The organism is Thalassotalea atypica, assembly GCF_030295975.1.
Classification (GTDB): Bacteria; Pseudomonadota; Gammaproteobacteria; order Enterobacterales; family Alteromonadaceae; genus Thalassotalea_F; species Thalassotalea_F atypica.
This window is the reverse complement of record NZ_AP027364.1, coordinates 3,325,304-3,341,498: the sequence shown is the minus strand read 5'-3', so window position 1 is coordinate 3,341,498 and position 16,195 is coordinate 3,325,304. Positions and strand designations below refer to the sequence as shown.

Sequence of the window (16,195 nt, the reverse complement as noted above, 5' to 3'; positions counted from 1 at the left end):
GTTAGTGTTCCTCTGAGTTGTCATTTTGGTTTACTGTCATTGCGCGGATATTGTCGCAAATGATGTCACCCATTTCGCTGGTACTTTTGGCTGATTGTGCCGACTCAGTTGTTAGTAAGTCACGAGTAAAGTGTCCGTCATCCAGCGCTTTTGCTACTGCTTTTTCAATGGCTGAAGCGGCTTCATTTTGGTTTAAGCTATATCTTAATAATAATGCGGCAGACAGGATTTGTGCGATGGGGTTAGCAATGCCTTTACCTGCGATATCTGGCGCGGTTCCCCCGGCAGGTTCATACATGCCAAAACCATTTTCATTTAAACTTGCCGACGGTAGTAAGCCCATTGAGCCTGTGATCATCGCACAAATATCTGACAAAATGTCGCCAAATAGATTTGAACATAACATGACATCAAACTGATCAGGGTAGCGAACTAATTGCATCGCAGCGTTATCAACGTACATATGTTCAAGTGTTACATCTGGAAATTCTTGGGCAATTTCATTGACCACTTCACGCCACAAAACCGAGCTTTGTAGCACATTGGCTTTATCAACTGAAATCACTTTGTTGTTACGTTTTTGCGCTGCCTCAAATGCAAGTCGTGCAATACGGGTGATTTCTGCACGTGAATAAATCATGGTATCAAAGCCAGCTTCTTCAGGTGTTCCTGCATTGTGTCGCCCTTTAGGCTCACCAAAATAGATTCCGCCAGTAAGCTCGCGCATCACAAGGATATCAAAGCCTTGCTCTGATATATCAGCGCGCAAAGGCGAAAGCGAAGACATAGCTGCTTGTAAACTTGCCGGACGCATATTACAAAACAAGCCAAAATGCCCGCGTAGACCTAATAAAGAGGCGCGTTCAGGCTGTTCTGTTGGTGGCAAATTAGCCCATTTAGGACCGCCGACTGAGCCAAAAAGAATCGCGTCACTTTGCTCACAGCCTTGTATCGTTGATTGAGGCAACGCTTGACCATGATTATCAATAGCGCAACCACCAACATCGTAGTCGGTCATGGTGATTGGGAAATTGAATTTATCGGCAACGGTGGCTAGTACTTTTTTGGCCTGAGCCATGACCTCGGGGCCAATACCGTCACCGGCTAAAATTGCTATGTTTGACATGAGTTTACTTATCCTATGGAGTTTTAAATTTTTATCGTAATGTCTTTCGTTTATGCCATTAACGCCTATTTACGCGTTATATTACAGATGACTTTGGCGGCTGCTGTTGGCGTTGTTCACGTAAGCTTGCTATCTGTTTCGCCCGCTGAATGGCGTTTAATGCTGATACTAAGGCTTGCCCCGACGCTTCAATGATGTCAGTGGCGATGCCATAGCCGTGGAAGTTTCTGCCATTGAACTTAACCACCAAGTCGGCAACACCTAAGCCATCTTCGCCGGCGCCTTTATTTGAAATTTTGTAGTCACTGACTTCAAATTCCTCATCAACGGCTTTTTTAATTGCTTGATAAAGTGCATCAACGGGACCGTTACCTGTGGCGGATTGAATTTCAACTTGCTCACCGATGGCCAACTTCACGCCAGCAGTAGCAAAATGCCCTGCGCCTGACTGCACGCTTAAGTCTTCAATGCGGTAATGTACTTGCTTTTCCTGTTGCTGAATGTTGTACAATAAGGCTTCTAAATCATCGTCGAATACTTGACCCTTTTTATCTGCTAGCTTTAAAAAATCTTGGTATAAGGTATCTAAATCGTAGTCATCCGTTTGATAACCTAAGCTTTCCATACGGTGCTTAATGACATGGCGGCCACTTCGTGAAGTTAGGTTTAATTTCGTCTTACTGATACCGACGCTTTCAGGCGTCATGATTTCATAGGTGTTGCTCGCCTTTAACATACCGTCTTGGTGAATTCCTGAAGAGTGACTAAAAGCATTTGCACCAACAATCGCTTTGTTTGGCTGAACCGGCATATTACATAAATGTGAAACTAACTTTGAGGTACGGGCAATCTCTTGGTGTTTGATATTGCTATGAACACCCAACAAGTCTTGTCTTGTTTTCATGATCATCGCCACTTCTTCTAATGAGCAGTTACCGGCACGTTCGCCAATACCATTAATAGTACATTCGATTTGGCGGGCTCCTGCTTGAATAGCAGCCATCGAATTGGCTACGGCCAACCCTAAATCGTTATGGCAATGCACCGAAATAATCGCTTTGTCAATATTAGGTACGCGGTTGTATAACGTTTCAATGATTCCACCAAATTCATTAGGTAAGGTGTAACCGACAGTATCGGGGATATTAATGGTACTTGCCCCTGCTTTAATGGCTTGTTCAACCATGCGGCATAAATTATCAATTGGCGTGCGGCCTGCATCTTCACAAGAAAACTCGACATCGTCGGTAAAGCGGCGCGCATATTTAACCGCATGAATAGCCATTGCTTCGACATCGCTAAAATCTTTTTTTAGTTTTTGTTGTACGTGTACGTCAGAGGTTGAAATAAAAGTGTGGATTCGGAATTGGTCAGCAACACTTAAGGCATCTGCACACGCTTTAATGTCACCCTCAACAGCTCGTGATAACCCACACACTATCGAGTTTTTTACCGTTTTCGCTATTTGTTGAACAGAGTTAAAATCACCCGGTGAAGATACAGGAAAGCCAGCTTCGATGATATCAACGCCTAAGCGTTCAATTGCCTGTGCTATTTGAAGCTTTTCGGTGACGGACAAGCTTGCTGTTAGTGCCTGTTCACCATCTCTTAATGTGGTATCAAAAATAATGACACGGTCTTTGTCGCTGGTGCCATTTAAGTTGGTGATAATATCTGTGTTGTTGCCCATGTTATTTCCTCTAACAATTCCATTCGCTTATATCTTTACTGATAAAACACGGGCATAAAAAAACCCGCTAAGATGTTGCGGGTTTTAGGTTATTCTTTATTTTCTTTTAAATAATAACAAGCTACCCGCGCTGCATAATGAGTGCGAGGAGGTTAATTAATTTAGCTTGTTTAGCGTTCAACATTTGCTGATCTATTATTTCTTAAAAGAGTATGTGCTCTATTAATAGCGCATCTGAATTCGGTTTGTCAATTGAATTTATCAAAATAGCGTATATTAATGAAAGCATGTTAGTCTTTCTGTGATATTTAACGAATACATCAGTTGTGAATTTTTAAACGGATGAAAGTGCAGTATAGTAACGAACATTAAAAAGCATGTTGATAACCCTTTGTTGCTGTGCACTTTTGGATATTAACCAAAGACCATTAATTTTTTGCAATCACAATACATTATGTCCACTAGAAAATACCTGTTTTATGTCTCTCAGAATTACTCCTTTGCAATTTTACGTCCTTTGCAGACGGCTATTAGGGCGAGGGGGGAACAGGTTAAGTGGTTTTTAAGCGGCAATGAAGTCAACCTTGATTACCTAAAAGTAGATGAAGACAGGCTAATGTCGATTAAGGATGTGATGAGTTACTCCCCTGACGCGACCTTTGTGCCAGGAAACAATGTACCTCATTTTATTCCTGGCTTTAAAGTTGCTGTTTTTCATGGCTTTAACGTTGAAAAGCGTTCAAATACTCGAGGGCACTTTAACATTAGAGGACACTTTGATCTTTACTGTACCCAGGGGCCAAACACCACTGAAACATTTGCCAAGCTTTCCAAAAAATTGCAGCATTTCAGTGTCAAAGAAACTGGCTGGCCAGCCATTGATCCACTTTATGATTTTTCTGAGCAGCAAGCAGGTGTAAGACCAACTGTACTCTTATGTTCAACCTTCTCCAAGCAGTTAAGCTGCGCTGAAACTGTGTTCGAAACGGTAAAGAAACTCAGTGCAACACAGCGTTGGCGCTGGATAGTGCAGTTTCATCCGAAAATGGCTGCCTCAACGGTTGATAAGTATAAAGCAATCCAAGGTGAACATTTGACTTTTGTCGAAACAGATAACGTTATACCGTTACTGCAACAAGCTGATGTCATGGTGTGTGATACCTCCTCTGTACTTAGTATGTTTTTATTGCTTAGTAAACCTGTGGTGACTTTTAAAAATTCAAACCCTAAAACACACTTGATTGATATTGATGACGTTGAAAAGTTAGAAAAAAGCATTGAATTTGCCTTGAGCAAACCTAATCCTTTAATGGCATCAATTGAGCACTTTGTTAGTGAAACTCACCCGTATAAAGACGGTCAGTCGTCACAGCGGGTATTGGCTGCTGTCGATGAGCTGATGCAAGGTAAAAACCTGCCAGCGAAACGAAAGCCTCTGAATTTATTGCGTAATTTTAAAGTACGTAAAAAACTAAACTATTGGCGTTGGTAAGACATCGTTAGGCAGAAGCTAACTTATAAGTTAACTTCTACATTAGCGTAGATGTTAAAATTGGTGTCATCATCAAGATCGTTGTCATAACTTGATTGGCTAATGTCAGAGCCGAGAGTAAATCGCCAGTTTCGGTAGCTATGTTGTACTTTACCACTGACCATCAATAGGTTTTCAGCAATGGACGTTAATGTGTTGCCGATATTATCTGTTTCTGGCGCTTTGTCATGGTTGTCTTTATTAAGTTGGAGCCAACGAAACTTAAGTTCAACTTGTGTGTTGCTGTTAGATTGTGAAATTGCACCGGCGACTAAAGAAGTGGCGTCGTTTTCATATAAATTACCAACACTTCTACCGTTATAGCGCATACCTGTTTGATAGATATGATGTTCGTAGTAACAATCACCAACGGTACTATCCCCAGGGCCATTTCGTCCGTCTCGACAAGTAGCATAGGTGTCTGCGCCTTCTATGTATACTTTCCATGCTTGGTTAAAAACATGCAGTTGTGATTCAAGCCCAATTTGGTAGCGCTCTTCACCTAAAATACTCAAACCACCCTTACTGTCGCCATCTTCAGCAAAAGACGTGAATGAAACTGCAAATGGATGATCGAAAATAGCCATTGAATAACGAATGTCATAACCCGCTAGTTGGTTGCCCGGCTCTTGTCCTGCGGCACATTCTTCCTCACTTGGGCCAGTACCTCCACAGTTGTCTAAACCTTTGAGTACGTCAATAAAGGTACTTAAATCGCTAGGTCTGCCATCTCCTGCCCATTGCGCAAGACGAGTTACACCAACTTCAAGTTGCTCTGTAGGTTTAAAATTTAAGCGAAAGCCCCAAAGTAAAGTGTCGTTAACAACTCGATTATCATCCATTTGCCCCATAAAAGTGGTGACTGTCCATGGAATATCAATTTCTGTAAATGGAACCGTAAGTGGAATCGCTGATTTACGTGATAATGTTAATGCTGGGATAGGGCGCGCATTGTTGGTTAAACTTAAACTGCTGTCCCATGTCGGCCCCCACCACCTGTCTTGCATGCCTGCGGTAAAAACCCAGTTACCGATGAAGAAGGCGCCGTAGCTACCGTCAAGCTGTATTTCGTCACCGTCACTAGGTGAGTTGGTGTAGTTAGTAGAGATTTTAAACGCAAAACGATCGGTCAAGAATGAGGTATTCACTTGAATATTGTTTTTATCACGAAACTCTTCGCCGAAGCTAGTGAAGCGTTTATCTTGATTGGCTAAATTGGCTTTGACTGATTTTCTGTTTTTCTTTGCTAATTTTAGCTGGTGCCTGACGTAGTGATAGGCAGGAGAAAGGTCGTCAGGGAGCGACATTATTGATGATGTTGTTAGATCTTTGGCAATATCATTCCACATCAGTGGAAAGGTGGTTACAGGTGTTTTAATGATACCTGCATCAGCCAGTTGCTGAATGTTCGCTCTTAAAAAGATATTTGAGGTATCAACCCAAGGGCTCGCATGCGCCACCGGGCATAGCGAAATAATTGCCGTAGTAATAGCAAGACGAAACTGAACTGACTTTGTTTTTCTTATCTTTTTAAACATCAACTGGTTATCTGCTACTTATATTTTTTTCAAAACGTCACGTAATATCGTACTTGAAGTGTGAGAAGTGTAGGGGAAGTACATAATTTCAACGCCAAATTGGGCGAAGTCTTTTTCTATTTCTATCCATTTGTCGGTACCTTTCCAGTCGTCGCCTACGAACATCATGTCGAACTTAAGGTTGTTCCATGCTTCCATTTTGTCGTAATTGACTTGCGGCACAACTTCGTCAACAAACTTAATTGCTTCGACGATTTCCATGCGTTCTTGGAAGGGGATCACGGGCTTTTTATTTTTCACTGAAATAGAGAGCTCGTCACTTGTCACACCGACAATTAAGTAATCACATTCAAGCTTGGCACGCTTTAGCACGTTGAGGTGGCCAATATGAAACAGATCAAAAACCCCAGTGGTATAACCAATTTTCTTCATAAGAAACCTTAAATACGTTTTTCAAATACGCTTATCTTTTGGCTGCGCATTCTACACAATAGCACGGCTATTGAACATAAATGCAAAGATAAAAACCTAGCTCTTGTGTTCGATTAAGTAATTGACGATTCGTTCACTGGCTTTACCGTCTATTTTACCTGCTAACTTATCGGCAAGAGATAAACGGGTGGCTTGTAATTGTTCAGGATTGGCAATTTGCTGTTCAATCAATGATTTTAGCGCATTGTATTTAGGGGCATGAACGGCGATTTCCGCATATTCACCATAATCTTGATCCATACGTTTTTTAAATCGATATGAAAATATGCCGCGATAACTCCAACGTAATTTCAAAAAGTCACACCAAATCACCGGTTTGTTGAGGGCGGCAAATTCAAACAATGCTGACGACGCGTCACTGATCAATAAATCTGCACAGGCCATAAATGGGATCAATGAGTAATCTTCTACTTTTGCCAGGTACACGTTTGGAAAAGTCGCCCAGTGGTTTAGTAGCTTCCGTTGATTAACATACTTGTCTTTACTGAGTGAGAAGTAATGCGGCTTGATCAGAATATTGTATTGTGAAAATTGCTCAGGGAAATTTTTTGGAAAACACTCAATACTACTGGGATAGAAAGTAGGAGCATACAACAGGGTTTTATTTGCTGGATTTAGTCCTAAAGTCGTTAAATCAAATCCTTGATTTTCATCATTTAAAATAGGATCTAGTTTGCAGAATCCGACATTAACAAAAGTATCGTCAGGATACATTTGCTCAAACCTATCTGTGCGGTACTGGCCTTCAACAAATCGTACCGTTGTTGCTTTATCTGATTTGTTGTAATAGCTCGCCTTAGGACCAATGCCATGGCCTAACTGCACTGACTTACTGACTTGATGAACTTGGTCAATAAATTCATAACCGTTGGCAAAAAATACCCAGTCCGCTGCTTCTTTTAGGTAATATTCTAAGGCTTCTTCTTTAGAAGCAACCCAAATATGATCTAACTGTTCTTGTTCGACGATTTGTGCAATAACATCATCATGGATACTACGATAAATAACGAAAGTTGCCTGACCTGCATTGGTTTTTAGTAATTGATGATAAACCGGTAAATATTGCGGCAAGTAGTATAAATGGAGAACATCGAAAATTATTTTCATGGTGGTGTACAAGGCTATATCCGTGGCAAAGTATGATTTACTTTACCACGAATCAATGAGTTGAAGTGAAACTAATACTTATATATCGCTCTATGTCCAAGAATCTACTTTACGTTTTCTAGAAGCAATATATGGTAAAATTATGCCAAGTAACAAGCCGATCACTAAAACGATCGCACCGTTATAAAACCATTCTTTTTGTATATCGATATCTTGTGATTTTAGAGCAAGTTTTGTGGTTGATAATTCGTTAGTGAGCTGTGTTAACTGATCAGTTAACTCATTGTTTTTATTTCTTAGTTCAGCAAGTGATTGTTGTGCGTTAGTTAAATTACTTTTCAGCGTTGTTTCCGTATCAGACCCTGCTACGATTTGGCTATTTAGCTCAGCAACGACAAATCGAAGGCCTGGCTTTAATGAAACATATTTAGATTCAACCCATGTCTTACGGCCTTTCTCATCTATGATCTCTGAATAATCATTGAGCGACTCACCGGTCACTTTTATAGGCGTTCCAGCGATGATGGTTCCTAGTATACGATAGTTTGTGCCGGCGCCAGCGTGCATGTAAATAAATAAATCGTCAGAAATATAACCGTCAGCGAAGTCGCTCTCTTGCTCTTGAGCGACAGAAAACAATGAAAAACTGAAACAAAATAAGGCGAGTAATTGCCCAAACTTCTTCATAACAAAACCAATTTATAATAATGTGTTTATGGTATTGGATATTAGGGCTTTGTGAGGGGGATAGCAAGCAGGAAATAGTAGGTAAATGTGAACAAAACTATTGACCTAACATAAAATTACTTGCGAGTTAATTAGCCCTTTTGTAGTCTGTAACTCACAAACATATTCTTTTTTAATTAAACCTTGTAATAAGGCTTAAAACTGTAGGCGGTATGGAAACGGAAATAGAACTTAAATATCTGGTTGATGCAGATGATGTTGAACAGCGAATTAGCAAGTTATTCGTACAAGAGAATATTAAATTTTCTCAGCAGTCTAAGCAGCTTAATAACAGTTACTTTGATACCGATTCATTGGAGCTGAGACGCCTAGACATGGGTCTTAGAGTTAGAACAAATCCAGAGTACCGTGAGCAAACTATCAAAACAGCTGGCCAGGTTATTGGAGGTTTGCATAAACGTCCCGAATACAATATTACAATTAACACCTCGCAGCCAGATTTAAGCTTGTTTCCTGAAGAAATTTGGCCTGAGAATTATTCACTCACCGCATTACAAAATGCCATTGTTCCTTTGTTTTCTACCAACTTTAAACGTGAAATTTGGCATGTTAGCCATGATTTTGGCCAAGTCGAAGTAGCCTTTGATCAAGGCAGTATCGAATCGGGAAGTGAAAGTGAAATTATCAGTGAAATTGAACTGGAGCTGATGTCGGGTGATATTAAAGCGTTGTTTTCTATTGCCTCGTTATTGTTTACTGTTCTAAACATGAGGCCTGGCAGAAAAAGCAAAGCGGCCCGTGGTTATGCCATTTGGCATCAACTCAAAGTACCAAGTATTAAACCAGACAGTGAAATGGTGGATGATGAAGAACGGCATGAACAACGTCACCTTATTGCACCTGTTAGCACTGCACAATCACCTGTTGCTGCTTTTTATTGTGGCATTGAATTTGGTCTTGCTCAAATTCAAGAAAGCATTAATGCTTATATCCTTCAGCCCAACCTCAAGCATTTGTTTAACTTGCGTGACAGTTTGCAAATGTTAAGTCATGGCATGTCAATATTTAGCACTGTGGTTGATACTCATAAGCTTTCTAATATTACCCATTTATTAGATGATTTGATTAGTGAATTGAGTTGGTTAGACAAAGCACAGCATGTTGCTGATTTAACAACAAAGACAGGAAGTTACCGAAAAAAACTAGAATATAGCAAGCAGTTGATTGAAATATTAAAGCTTAAACGAGAGAGTTTTCCGCAGAATGCTGCAATTATTAGCTTGTTAGAAGGTGAACGCTTTAATCAACTTCAGTTGTCACTATTAGTTTTGTTGTTAGAGCGTCAAGATGACAATGAATCAGGTGCTCTTAAGTCGTTTGCACATCAAGCCCTTGAGCAAAGCCTTATTGAGCTTGTCAAAGCGACACCACAGTGTGATGACATGTCACCTGCGCAGTATCTAGAGCTTAAGCAACAGCTTACCACAAGCCTAATCACTGGTTGCTGGTTTGGAGAGCTTTTTTCATCAGAGTTGCGTAGGGATTACCGTAGCCCATGGTTAGATATTCTTTATGGTATTGATGAGCTGGCGATTTATGCGCTTTTACAAAAACAATTGCAACAATTGGAACAACAGCCAGAAAAGCTAATTCGTTGGTTAGATACAAAAATTGAAAACTTGGTGGATGCACTAGAATATTCAAGAAAATCCGCTTTGGCTGTCACGCCGTATTGGCACACCAACTAAGCGCTTTAATGTTACAAGCTGGTGCTACCTTTTAATTTTGGTTATTTGATGCGATCGCCATTTGCTATACCTTATTATATGGGTATGTTATTTTACTGGTATTATGAACAATGAATGCTTAGTTTTATTCATTTAGCTTAGACACGGACTAACAGTGCCAGACAACATTTGTATTGCTATTTTTGGCTCTAAAGTTCACCGAGATGGGCGCCCTAGTGGTAGCTTATTGAGGCGAATTAAAGGCGCGTTAGAGCACGAAAAAATCTCGCCAGGGCATCGCTTTTTCGTTACAGGTGGTACCCAAGATAGTGCAGTGCCAACCGAGGCAGGCGTGATGACAAAATTATTAATGCAAGGTGGCATAACGCGCGAAAATATCATAGAAGATCATGACAGCACAGATACACTAGACTCCGTACTTAATGGGGTAAAGATGCTCCCAAAAAATATGAAAGTGGTAGTGTGCAGTGATAACTACCATGTGTTAAGAATAACGATACTCTTTAGAATGCTAGGAATAGAAGCTGTACCACTATGCATTGAGTCAGGAAGACCGGCGACAGGCACAATAAATTGGTTGTACATGTGGTTTAGAGATATTTGCGCCACTGTTTATGATTGTATGTTGCTTATTGGTATAAAACTAAAAGGTAACAAATATGACCAAAACAACACAAGTAAGTGATGAGGCAGTCAAAAAATCACCTTCGCATAAAACTCTTCTCATCTACGTATTGTTGTCTATATTTTTTCTTGTTTTTGCCGCATTAAGCTTTAAGTTTGAATTGTTTCCCTATCCTATCGTTTGTGCATTAATTGCCTTAGCGATATCAATTGTATTGTTTGGTATTCTCGACTCCACGGCCAAAGTTACCATCGAAGAATCCAAAATAGGGAAAAGTGTCAGTTTAGGTGGTTCTATTGCAGGGTATTTCGTAATTTATAAGTTGCTTGTAGGTGCTCAAGAGCCCGTCCCAGAGCAAGTGCGAGCTGAGGAAGTTGCGCAAGTCAGCCAGTTTGACTTGCAATTTAAAGCGCCAACTTTTTCCGATGTCGACAATATTGACAGTGAACGGTTAAGCTATTCACAAACCGAGCCGTCATCGAGTTATTCCGATCATCCCATTGTTCCAGTTAATATCATAGCGAAGTGGCGTAAATACCTTATTGTTGAACGAAAATTTGATAATGAAGGATTATTTAAGGGCATCCTTAAGCGCGTGGTATTGGATGAGTATATGGGCAGCCTAGCGGATGTGCCAACATACAATATTTGTATGTCAAAAAAGGAAGATAAAACCTTTAATACAATAAATTTATTATGTGAAGTTGGTCATTGCTTACCAACGGATGGCTCGGAAGATCATGTTAACAGTTGTAACAATGCATCGGTAATTAATCAGACTAACGATCGCTTCTCACTATTTTCAAAAGCGTACGCGTCGGCGAAACATGATTTAGGGTGGATCGCACCTTCACTTAAAACCTTAAAAGAGCGCCACCAAACCGAGAAAATTACCTATATGAGCTTTAAAGTAAAAAGTGATGCCTTAAATTTACCAGAAACAGTAGATAGTTATACTTATCAAATTAAGGTCAATGGTGTTCCTCTTTATATTAATGGTTGGCAACAGCATGAACGAACTTTCCAATTCGACAACAGTCAACCGTTCGAGTTGGAGTTCGGTCTACAAAATTTAGATTTCTCTGGTGTTCATGATGGAGAAGAAAAAATCTCGCTTGATATAAACTTCATCGACAGTAAATCGAAACTTGTTTCTAGAACGGATCAAATCGAGCGAATGTTAGTTGCACTGAGAAGGGTTAATACAGAAAACGTCAGCAGCAACTCGGCAATTTATGAATGGTCTGGCACTCAACATTTTGGAAAAAGTGATGGCGTTGAAGTCTTTATATGGTCAACGCCTGACATAAACGAAATGTCGAGACGCAAACGGTTTTTCGATGAAGAAAATATCTCCTTCGAAGATTACAGGGTAATGGCTGTCGCTCGTCCGCCATTAGGCAGCAATACCGACTATGGCTTAGTTGTTGGACTACAGGATCAATATGGGCGCGTTAGCTTTACTTTTGATGAAGTTAAAGCTGATGAATTAATGACGTGGCTGAATATTCAAATATTACCTCGGAAAAAAAGGGTAGATGGAACAGATTTTTATCACTCATTGATCAAAGAACCTTATAAATACGTGATCAAAGGCTATTAGGGAATTATTCAAGCAATGTATTCTATAAATTGAGGTGAATGTGCGTGCTAGTGTTTACTTAGCTGCAATGTGCGTTGTGCTATCTTTGACACAGGTACAAGCCATTGAGTATGAATTACCTAGGTCGGGTAAACGGCTATTGGGTGAACCTGTGCAACATACAGTTGTGAAAGGTGATTATTTTCAAGCGATTGCAGAGTTATATGATATTGGCTTTTTAGCGTTAATGGCAGCCAACAAAGGGATCGATCCATTTTTGCCGCCAATAGGGCATAAACTCAATATCCCGACCCAACTATTATTGCCTTTTGTTGCTCGCGTAGGGTTAGTAATCAACTTACCAGAGTTAAGAATGTATTATTTCTTGCCGAATGAACAACGAGTTCACGTATTTCCTGTAGGTATTGGTCGCTTAGGATTAGAGACCCCCATAACGACTAGCTACATTGGTGAAAAACGTATCAATCCTGTTTGGCGTCCAACAGAAGCGCTAAAACAACGCTATCAACAGCAAAATGGTGTTGCGCTTGCTGATGAAGTACCTGCGGGTGCTAATAACCCCTTTGGAAAGTACGCAATGCGAATAGGAACCAGTGAATACTTAATTCATGGTACAAATAAACGTTTTGGTATTGGTATGAGGGTTAGTTCTGGTTGTATAAGAATGTACGACGACGACATTAAGTGGCTCTTTGAAAATGTACCAATTAATACACCTATCAAGATCATCGACCAGCCGATCAAAATGTCTTATGAGCAAGAGAATTTAAAGCTTATTGAAATGCATCAACCTTTATCGATAGAACATAATACAAGAAACTATATTGAGCAAAATAATGTTCTCCACAGGTTTATTGAGGGTCATGAACTGGACCGAGAAATGCTTGCTACTGAATTTCATGCGCCCAGTGGGTTAGTAAAAACGTTAGCTCAAAAATAAAGGCTTATAAAAAGCCTTTATTGATAAATCATTGATTGTGATGTTTATTTTCGAAAGCTATCCACCATATTATTGACTCGCTCATTGGCTTGCTCTGCTGCCAATTTAGCTTCCTTTGCCGCTTTATTGGCTGCTTCAGTGGTGCGCTGTGTTTTTGCTTGTTGTTCTTTCAATTGCGAAACGTCGTTCGTCAACTGAGTGACCCTTGCTGATAGATTATCAATTTTGCTTGAAAGCTGTTCTAATTGTTCAGTGTTCGCGCAGCCTGTCAATGCCAACACTGCAATAGCGATGGAGACTCTTTTAACTAACATAATGATTTCCTTTTGTATTATTTTAATAATCAACGTTTGATAATTAAAATAATAATAGCGCAAAAATCGTATATTTGGATGTTCGTTAGTGCTACTCTGCCTTTTTATGAATGAGCTGCTCTATTTTACTCACTAAATCGTCTACTTTTTTCTCAAGCTGCTTATTGTGATCCAAAATCTCTTTATTCTGTCGGCGGAGCTCACGGTTTTTCACATTAGTATCTGAAAAACCAACAAATTTATTAACGAATTGAGCACCTATAAAACCTACCATACCAACACCTATGTAGAACATGGCTGATACAATGATTCTGCCCTCTAAAGTTACCGGGTAAAAGTCACCAAATCCTATAGTACTGGCACTCATTTGTAGTGTCCAAAAGGCATCTTTGTAAGTTGTGATGTTGGCGTCAGGCGAAACAGTCTCGACCGAAACTAACACTAATGATAATAAGGCGATGATGGCATAAAGCACAGACAGGGTGATAATCGCGAGATAAAGCGAGTTGTAGTTTCTAACGCCGTAATTGTCGACGGTATAAACTTTAAGGTTATTATTCATGGGAAATTTACACTTATTATTGTTGAACGTGTTTAACTAAATCTTCCATTAATTTTTTCTTAATGTCCAATTGTTGAGCAGGGTCCAAACCGTATTTTTCGCCGAGGAGTAAGTAGTCCTCAGCCGATAAACTTACCGTTAGACGTGGACGTTTTGGCCTTTTATTTACAGGTAAACCCAAAATATCTCTGATCTGCTCTGAAGGACTAAGGCCTGCTTCAAGTGCCTCGCGGCGAATCGCCAGCTGAAATGTTTCATCCATGTCAAAAGCAACTTGCACTGCTTTCATGGCTTTGACCGAGGATTGCCATTTCTCAGGTACTTTTTTGTTCATATTTAGCTTCCCGGATACATATCAACAATATCAGTGAGCGGGCGATAGAGGATTAAAAATACATCAGTATCTCCATCATTCCAAACCTCGATATCTACACCATGGCTTTGGTGTTCATTGTACAAAGTATAAAGTTCGAATTGCTCGCCAGCGCCATTTCCTTCGTATTTAGATAAACTTTCACTGCGATGATCTTTGCGATGGAAATAACCCACTTTAGCAAAAACATGCTGACGATAATGGTTGTCAGTCCAACCTTGAGTTTTTGGCGTGTCAGACTGAAACACCAATTCCGCATGGCCTGGCTCATTAAATACAGTAGAAAATTGGTCTAGGTCAAAAAGGTTTTCAACATCTTCATGTTCAACTTTTAATGAAATTTTCAATTCGGTGGTATCGTCCACTTCAAGCGACAAAAATAGTTCTATATTACTTGGGCCAGTTAATACCCACTCAAGTTGATTTTTGTGCTCGAACTCATAAGTATTGATGGATGTGACTTGAAATTGCTGATTCCGCAAATTTTCCGGTAAGGCAAAACTATCCGTTAACACAATCATGTCATTAACACGTAAGTCACTGACAGATTTCACAGCGCGCTGGGGCTTTTCTTTTGAAAATATACTTTTTAGAAAACTCATAGGCATAAAACTCAAAAAGCTCAGAGCAAGTAAGTACTATGTACTTAATGCACTGAGCAAGGTTGGAAAAGTTATTAAGCGTTGTTTTGCTTAGCTTTAATTCGGTCAAGTACTGAGCTTGCGCTCGTGTCTGTACCACCAATACCTGCGGCCTTAAGTTGCGCTTCTAGTGCGCTATCGCCGCTTTCAGCTTCTAACACTTCAGCCGCTTTCATTTGGTCATCAAACTTTTGCTGCTTCGCTTTAATGCGTTCTAATGAATCTTTCGCACTCAGTAATTTTGAATTACTTGAAGAGAAGTTATCCGTGATTGCCGATGTTGCCTTTTGAACACTTTCAGTAGTCTTAACCATTGAAAGTTGTCTTTTGTGCTCAGAAATCTGACGTTCGCTTTTACGTACCAGTTCTTTTAGACGTGTAGCATTGTTTTCAAAGCTGGTTAAAGCTTGCTGTTGTTCACTTAGCTCAACCTCAAGGTTAGCTATTTTTTCAGCTACAGCTAAGGCTAATGTTTCATCGCCTTTTTCTAACGCTTGTCCCGCATAACCTTCATGCTCTGTGATTTCACGTGTAATACGCTCCACTTCCCGGCTTGCGGCCATTTGTTGAGCCATAACGCCTGTTAAATCGCGTTTGGCTTTCGTTAAGTGATTTTCTGCATCACGAATCTCTTGCTCAAAAATTCGAGTAGCGTTGGCGTCAACGATAGCTTCACCAACCTCTGATGCGCCACCACGGAATGCGGTCATAATTTTCTTAAAAATGCTCATATAAAATGCTCCTAAGTGATGGTCTTTTAAACTAAGTAGTCGCCCATATCGTCGATAATCTCGATGGCGTTATTACTTAATACGGCTAATTCATGCTCGATATCATCAAATGTTGAATTAATGGATAGTGCGCCAAAAATAACGTACTTATCACCGATTTTTGAAAATGAAGAAAGTGGCATTGGAATACTCATTTCCAACATTGCTGTGTGCATGTCCTCTACTCGATCAGCTTTAACTTCTTCTTTTCCCCAAAGGTAAGTGATACAAAGAACCTGATCGTCAGTAACTGAAACAAAAATAGGTAATTCTTCACGGCCAATTACAGTGATTTGAAGTACATCTACTTCACCTGAAATTGGCTGGCAGTCAAAAATCATCCCTGTTTCTGAGTTGTCAGCTAGTGCGTTTAAGTGATTCGCTATTTTATGAATGTTCATGTTTTTCCTCATGCTAATTAATACTCAATAGCTGTCATGATTGTTTA

General features: G+C 40.0%; 17 protein-coding genes. 5 read left to right on the top strand and 12 right to left on the bottom strand.

Going from position 1 to position 16,195, the window contains the following annotated elements:
• Position 1: 1 nt before the first annotated feature.
• Both leuB and leuA read right to left on the bottom strand, forming a co-directional pair.
• Positions 2-1,126, bottom strand: coding sequence for a 3-isopropylmalate dehydrogenase (gene leuB, locus QUE03_RS15350; RefSeq protein WP_286262822.1), 1,125 nt, complete (start codon positions 1,124-1,126; stop codon positions 2-4).
• Positions 1,127-1,202: 76 nt separating this feature from the next.
• A complete protein-coding gene (gene leuA / locus QUE03_RS15345; protein ID WP_286262821.1) occupies positions 1,203-2,816 on the bottom strand; it encodes a 2-isopropylmalate synthase in 1,614 nt (537 codons plus the stop codon).
• 454 nt (positions 2,817-3,270) lie between these two features.
• Here leuA and QUE03_RS15340 point away from each other — a divergent pair, with 454 nt between their 5' ends.
• Entirely contained in the window at positions 3,271-4,308 is a 1,038-nt protein-coding gene (locus tag QUE03_RS15340; RefSeq protein ID WP_286262820.1) for a CDP-glycerol glycerophosphotransferase family protein, read from the top strand.
• A gap of 23 nt (positions 4,309-4,331) precedes the next feature.
• Here the strand turns inward: QUE03_RS15340 and QUE03_RS15335 are convergent, their stop codons facing one another.
• From QUE03_RS15335 to QUE03_RS15320, 4 genes are all read right to left on the bottom strand, one after another.
• Positions 4,332-5,885, bottom strand: coding sequence for a capsule assembly Wzi family protein (locus tag QUE03_RS15335; RefSeq protein ID WP_286262819.1), 1,554 nt, complete (start codon positions 5,883-5,885; stop codon positions 4,332-4,334).
• Positions 5,886-5,903: 18 nt separating this feature from the next.
• On the bottom strand, positions 5,904-6,317 hold the full coding sequence (locus tag QUE03_RS15330) for an FAD synthase family protein (protein ID WP_286262818.1): 414 nt from the start codon (positions 6,315-6,317) through the stop codon (positions 5,904-5,906).
• Between the two features lie 96 nt (positions 6,318-6,413).
• Positions 6,414-7,484, bottom strand: a complete 1,071-nt coding sequence (locus QUE03_RS15325; protein ID WP_286262817.1) for a CDP-glycerol glycerophosphotransferase family protein — start codon at positions 7,482-7,484, stop codon at positions 6,414-6,416.
• Between the two features lie 90 nt (positions 7,485-7,574).
• Positions 7,575-8,171 carry a TIGR04211 family SH3 domain-containing protein gene (locus tag QUE03_RS15320; RefSeq protein WP_286262816.1) on the bottom strand — a complete coding sequence of 199 codons (597 nt, stop codon included), beginning with the start codon at positions 8,169-8,171 and terminating at the stop codon, positions 7,575-7,577.
• A gap of 212 nt (positions 8,172-8,383) precedes the next feature.
• On the opposite strand from QUE03_RS15320, the gene QUE03_RS15315 reads away from it, so the two are divergent.
• The 4 genes from QUE03_RS15315 to QUE03_RS15300 all read left to right on the top strand — a co-directional run bounded on the left by QUE03_RS15315 (position 8,384) and on the right by QUE03_RS15300 (position 13,087).
• The gene (locus QUE03_RS15315) at positions 8,384-9,919 is read left to right on the top strand and encodes a CYTH domain-containing protein (RefSeq protein WP_286262815.1); all 1,536 of its coding nucleotides are present in this window, start codon (positions 8,384-8,386) and stop codon (positions 9,917-9,919) included.
• Between the two features lie 154 nt (positions 9,920-10,073).
• A complete protein-coding gene (locus QUE03_RS15310; RefSeq protein WP_286262814.1) occupies positions 10,074-10,604 on the top strand; it encodes a YdcF family protein in 531 nt (176 codons plus the stop codon).
• Complete coding sequence (locus QUE03_RS15305; RefSeq protein WP_286262813.1) at positions 10,579-12,147, top strand: hypothetical protein; 1,569 nt, start codon at positions 10,579-10,581, stop codon at positions 12,145-12,147. Before QUE03_RS15310 ends, QUE03_RS15305 begins: the two co-directional genes overlap by 26 nt.
• A 40-nt stretch (positions 12,148-12,187) precedes the next feature.
• Positions 12,188-13,087 carry a L,D-transpeptidase family protein gene (locus tag QUE03_RS15300; RefSeq protein ID WP_286262812.1) on the top strand — a complete coding sequence of 300 codons (900 nt, stop codon included), beginning with the start codon at positions 12,188-12,190 and terminating at the stop codon, positions 13,085-13,087.
• A gap of 44 nt (positions 13,088-13,131) precedes the next feature.
• On the opposite strand, the gene QUE03_RS15295 is transcribed toward QUE03_RS15300, so the two are convergent.
• The 6 genes from QUE03_RS15295 to QUE03_RS15270 all read right to left on the bottom strand — a co-directional run bounded on the left by QUE03_RS15295 (position 13,132) and on the right by QUE03_RS15270 (position 16,148).
• Positions 13,132-13,401: an Lpp/OprI family alanine-zipper lipoprotein gene (locus QUE03_RS15295; protein ID WP_286262811.1), complete on the bottom strand. Its 270-nt coding sequence runs from the start codon at positions 13,399-13,401 to the stop codon at positions 13,132-13,134.
• Positions 13,402-13,492: 91 nt separating this feature from the next.
• Complete coding sequence (locus QUE03_RS15290) at positions 13,493-13,963, bottom strand: ion channel (protein ID WP_286262810.1); 471 nt, start codon at positions 13,961-13,963, stop codon at positions 13,493-13,495.
• Positions 13,964-13,979: 16 nt separating this feature from the next.
• Complete coding sequence (locus QUE03_RS15285; RefSeq protein WP_286262809.1) at positions 13,980-14,297, bottom strand: hypothetical protein; 318 nt, start codon at positions 14,295-14,297, stop codon at positions 13,980-13,982.
• A gap of 2 nt (positions 14,298-14,299) precedes the next feature.
• Complete coding sequence (locus tag QUE03_RS15280; RefSeq protein ID WP_286262808.1) at positions 14,300-14,938, bottom strand: hypothetical protein; 639 nt, start codon at positions 14,936-14,938, stop codon at positions 14,300-14,302.
• A gap of 74 nt (positions 14,939-15,012) precedes the next feature.
• Positions 15,013-15,708: a PspA/IM30 family protein gene (locus QUE03_RS15275; RefSeq protein WP_286262807.1), complete on the bottom strand. Its 696-nt coding sequence runs from the start codon at positions 15,706-15,708 to the stop codon at positions 15,013-15,015.
• A 26-nt stretch (positions 15,709-15,734) separates the two neighbouring features.
• Complete coding sequence (locus QUE03_RS15270; protein ID WP_286262806.1) at positions 15,735-16,148, bottom strand: YjfI family protein; 414 nt, start codon at positions 16,146-16,148, stop codon at positions 15,735-15,737.
• Positions 16,149-16,195 lie beyond the last annotated feature (47 nt).

Bases quoted from the DNA above. Each gene is read 5' to 3' on its own strand.
- leuB (WP_286262822.1), bottom strand. From the start codon at position 1,126: ATGTCAAACATAGCAATTTTAGCCGGTGACGGTATTGGCCCCGAGGTC.
- leuA (WP_286262821.1), bottom strand. From the start codon at position 2,816: ATGGGCAACAACACAGATATTATCACCAACTTAAATGGCACCAGCGAC.
- QUE03_RS15340 (WP_286262820.1), top strand. From the start codon at position 3,271: ATGTCCACTAGAAAATACCTGTTTTATGTCTCTCAGAATTACTCCTTT.
- QUE03_RS15335 (WP_286262819.1), bottom strand. From the start codon at position 5,885: ATGTTTAAAAAGATAAGAAAAACAAAGTCAGTTCAGTTTCGTCTTGCT.
- QUE03_RS15330 (WP_286262818.1), bottom strand. From the start codon at position 6,317: ATGAAGAAAATTGGTTATACCACTGGGGTTTTTGATCTGTTTCATATT.
- QUE03_RS15325 (WP_286262817.1), bottom strand. From the start codon at position 7,484: ATGAAAATAATTTTCGATGTTCTCCATTTATACTACTTGCCGCAATAT.
- QUE03_RS15320 (WP_286262816.1), bottom strand. From the start codon at position 8,171: ATGAAGAAGTTTGGGCAATTACTCGCCTTATTTTGTTTCAGTTTTTCA.
- QUE03_RS15315 (WP_286262815.1), top strand. From the start codon at position 8,384: ATGGAAACGGAAATAGAACTTAAATATCTGGTTGATGCAGATGATGTT.
- QUE03_RS15305 (WP_286262813.1), top strand. From the start codon at position 10,579: ATGACCAAAACAACACAAGTAAGTGATGAGGCAGTCAAAAAATCACCT.
- QUE03_RS15295 (WP_286262811.1), bottom strand. From the start codon at position 13,401: ATGTTAGTTAAAAGAGTCTCCATCGCTATTGCAGTGTTGGCATTGACA.
- QUE03_RS15290 (WP_286262810.1), bottom strand. From the start codon at position 13,963: ATGAATAATAACCTTAAAGTTTATACCGTCGACAATTACGGCGTTAGA.
- QUE03_RS15285 (WP_286262809.1), bottom strand. From the start codon at position 14,297: ATGAACAAAAAAGTACCTGAGAAATGGCAATCCTCGGTCAAAGCCATG.
- QUE03_RS15280 (WP_286262808.1), bottom strand. From the start codon at position 14,938: ATGAGTTTTCTAAAAAGTATATTTTCAAAAGAAAAGCCCCAGCGCGCT.
- QUE03_RS15275 (WP_286262807.1), bottom strand. From the start codon at position 15,708: ATGAGCATTTTTAAGAAAATTATGACCGCATTCCGTGGTGGCGCATCA.
- QUE03_RS15270 (WP_286262806.1), bottom strand. From the start codon at position 16,148: ATGAACATTCATAAAATAGCGAATCACTTAAACGCACTAGCTGACAAC.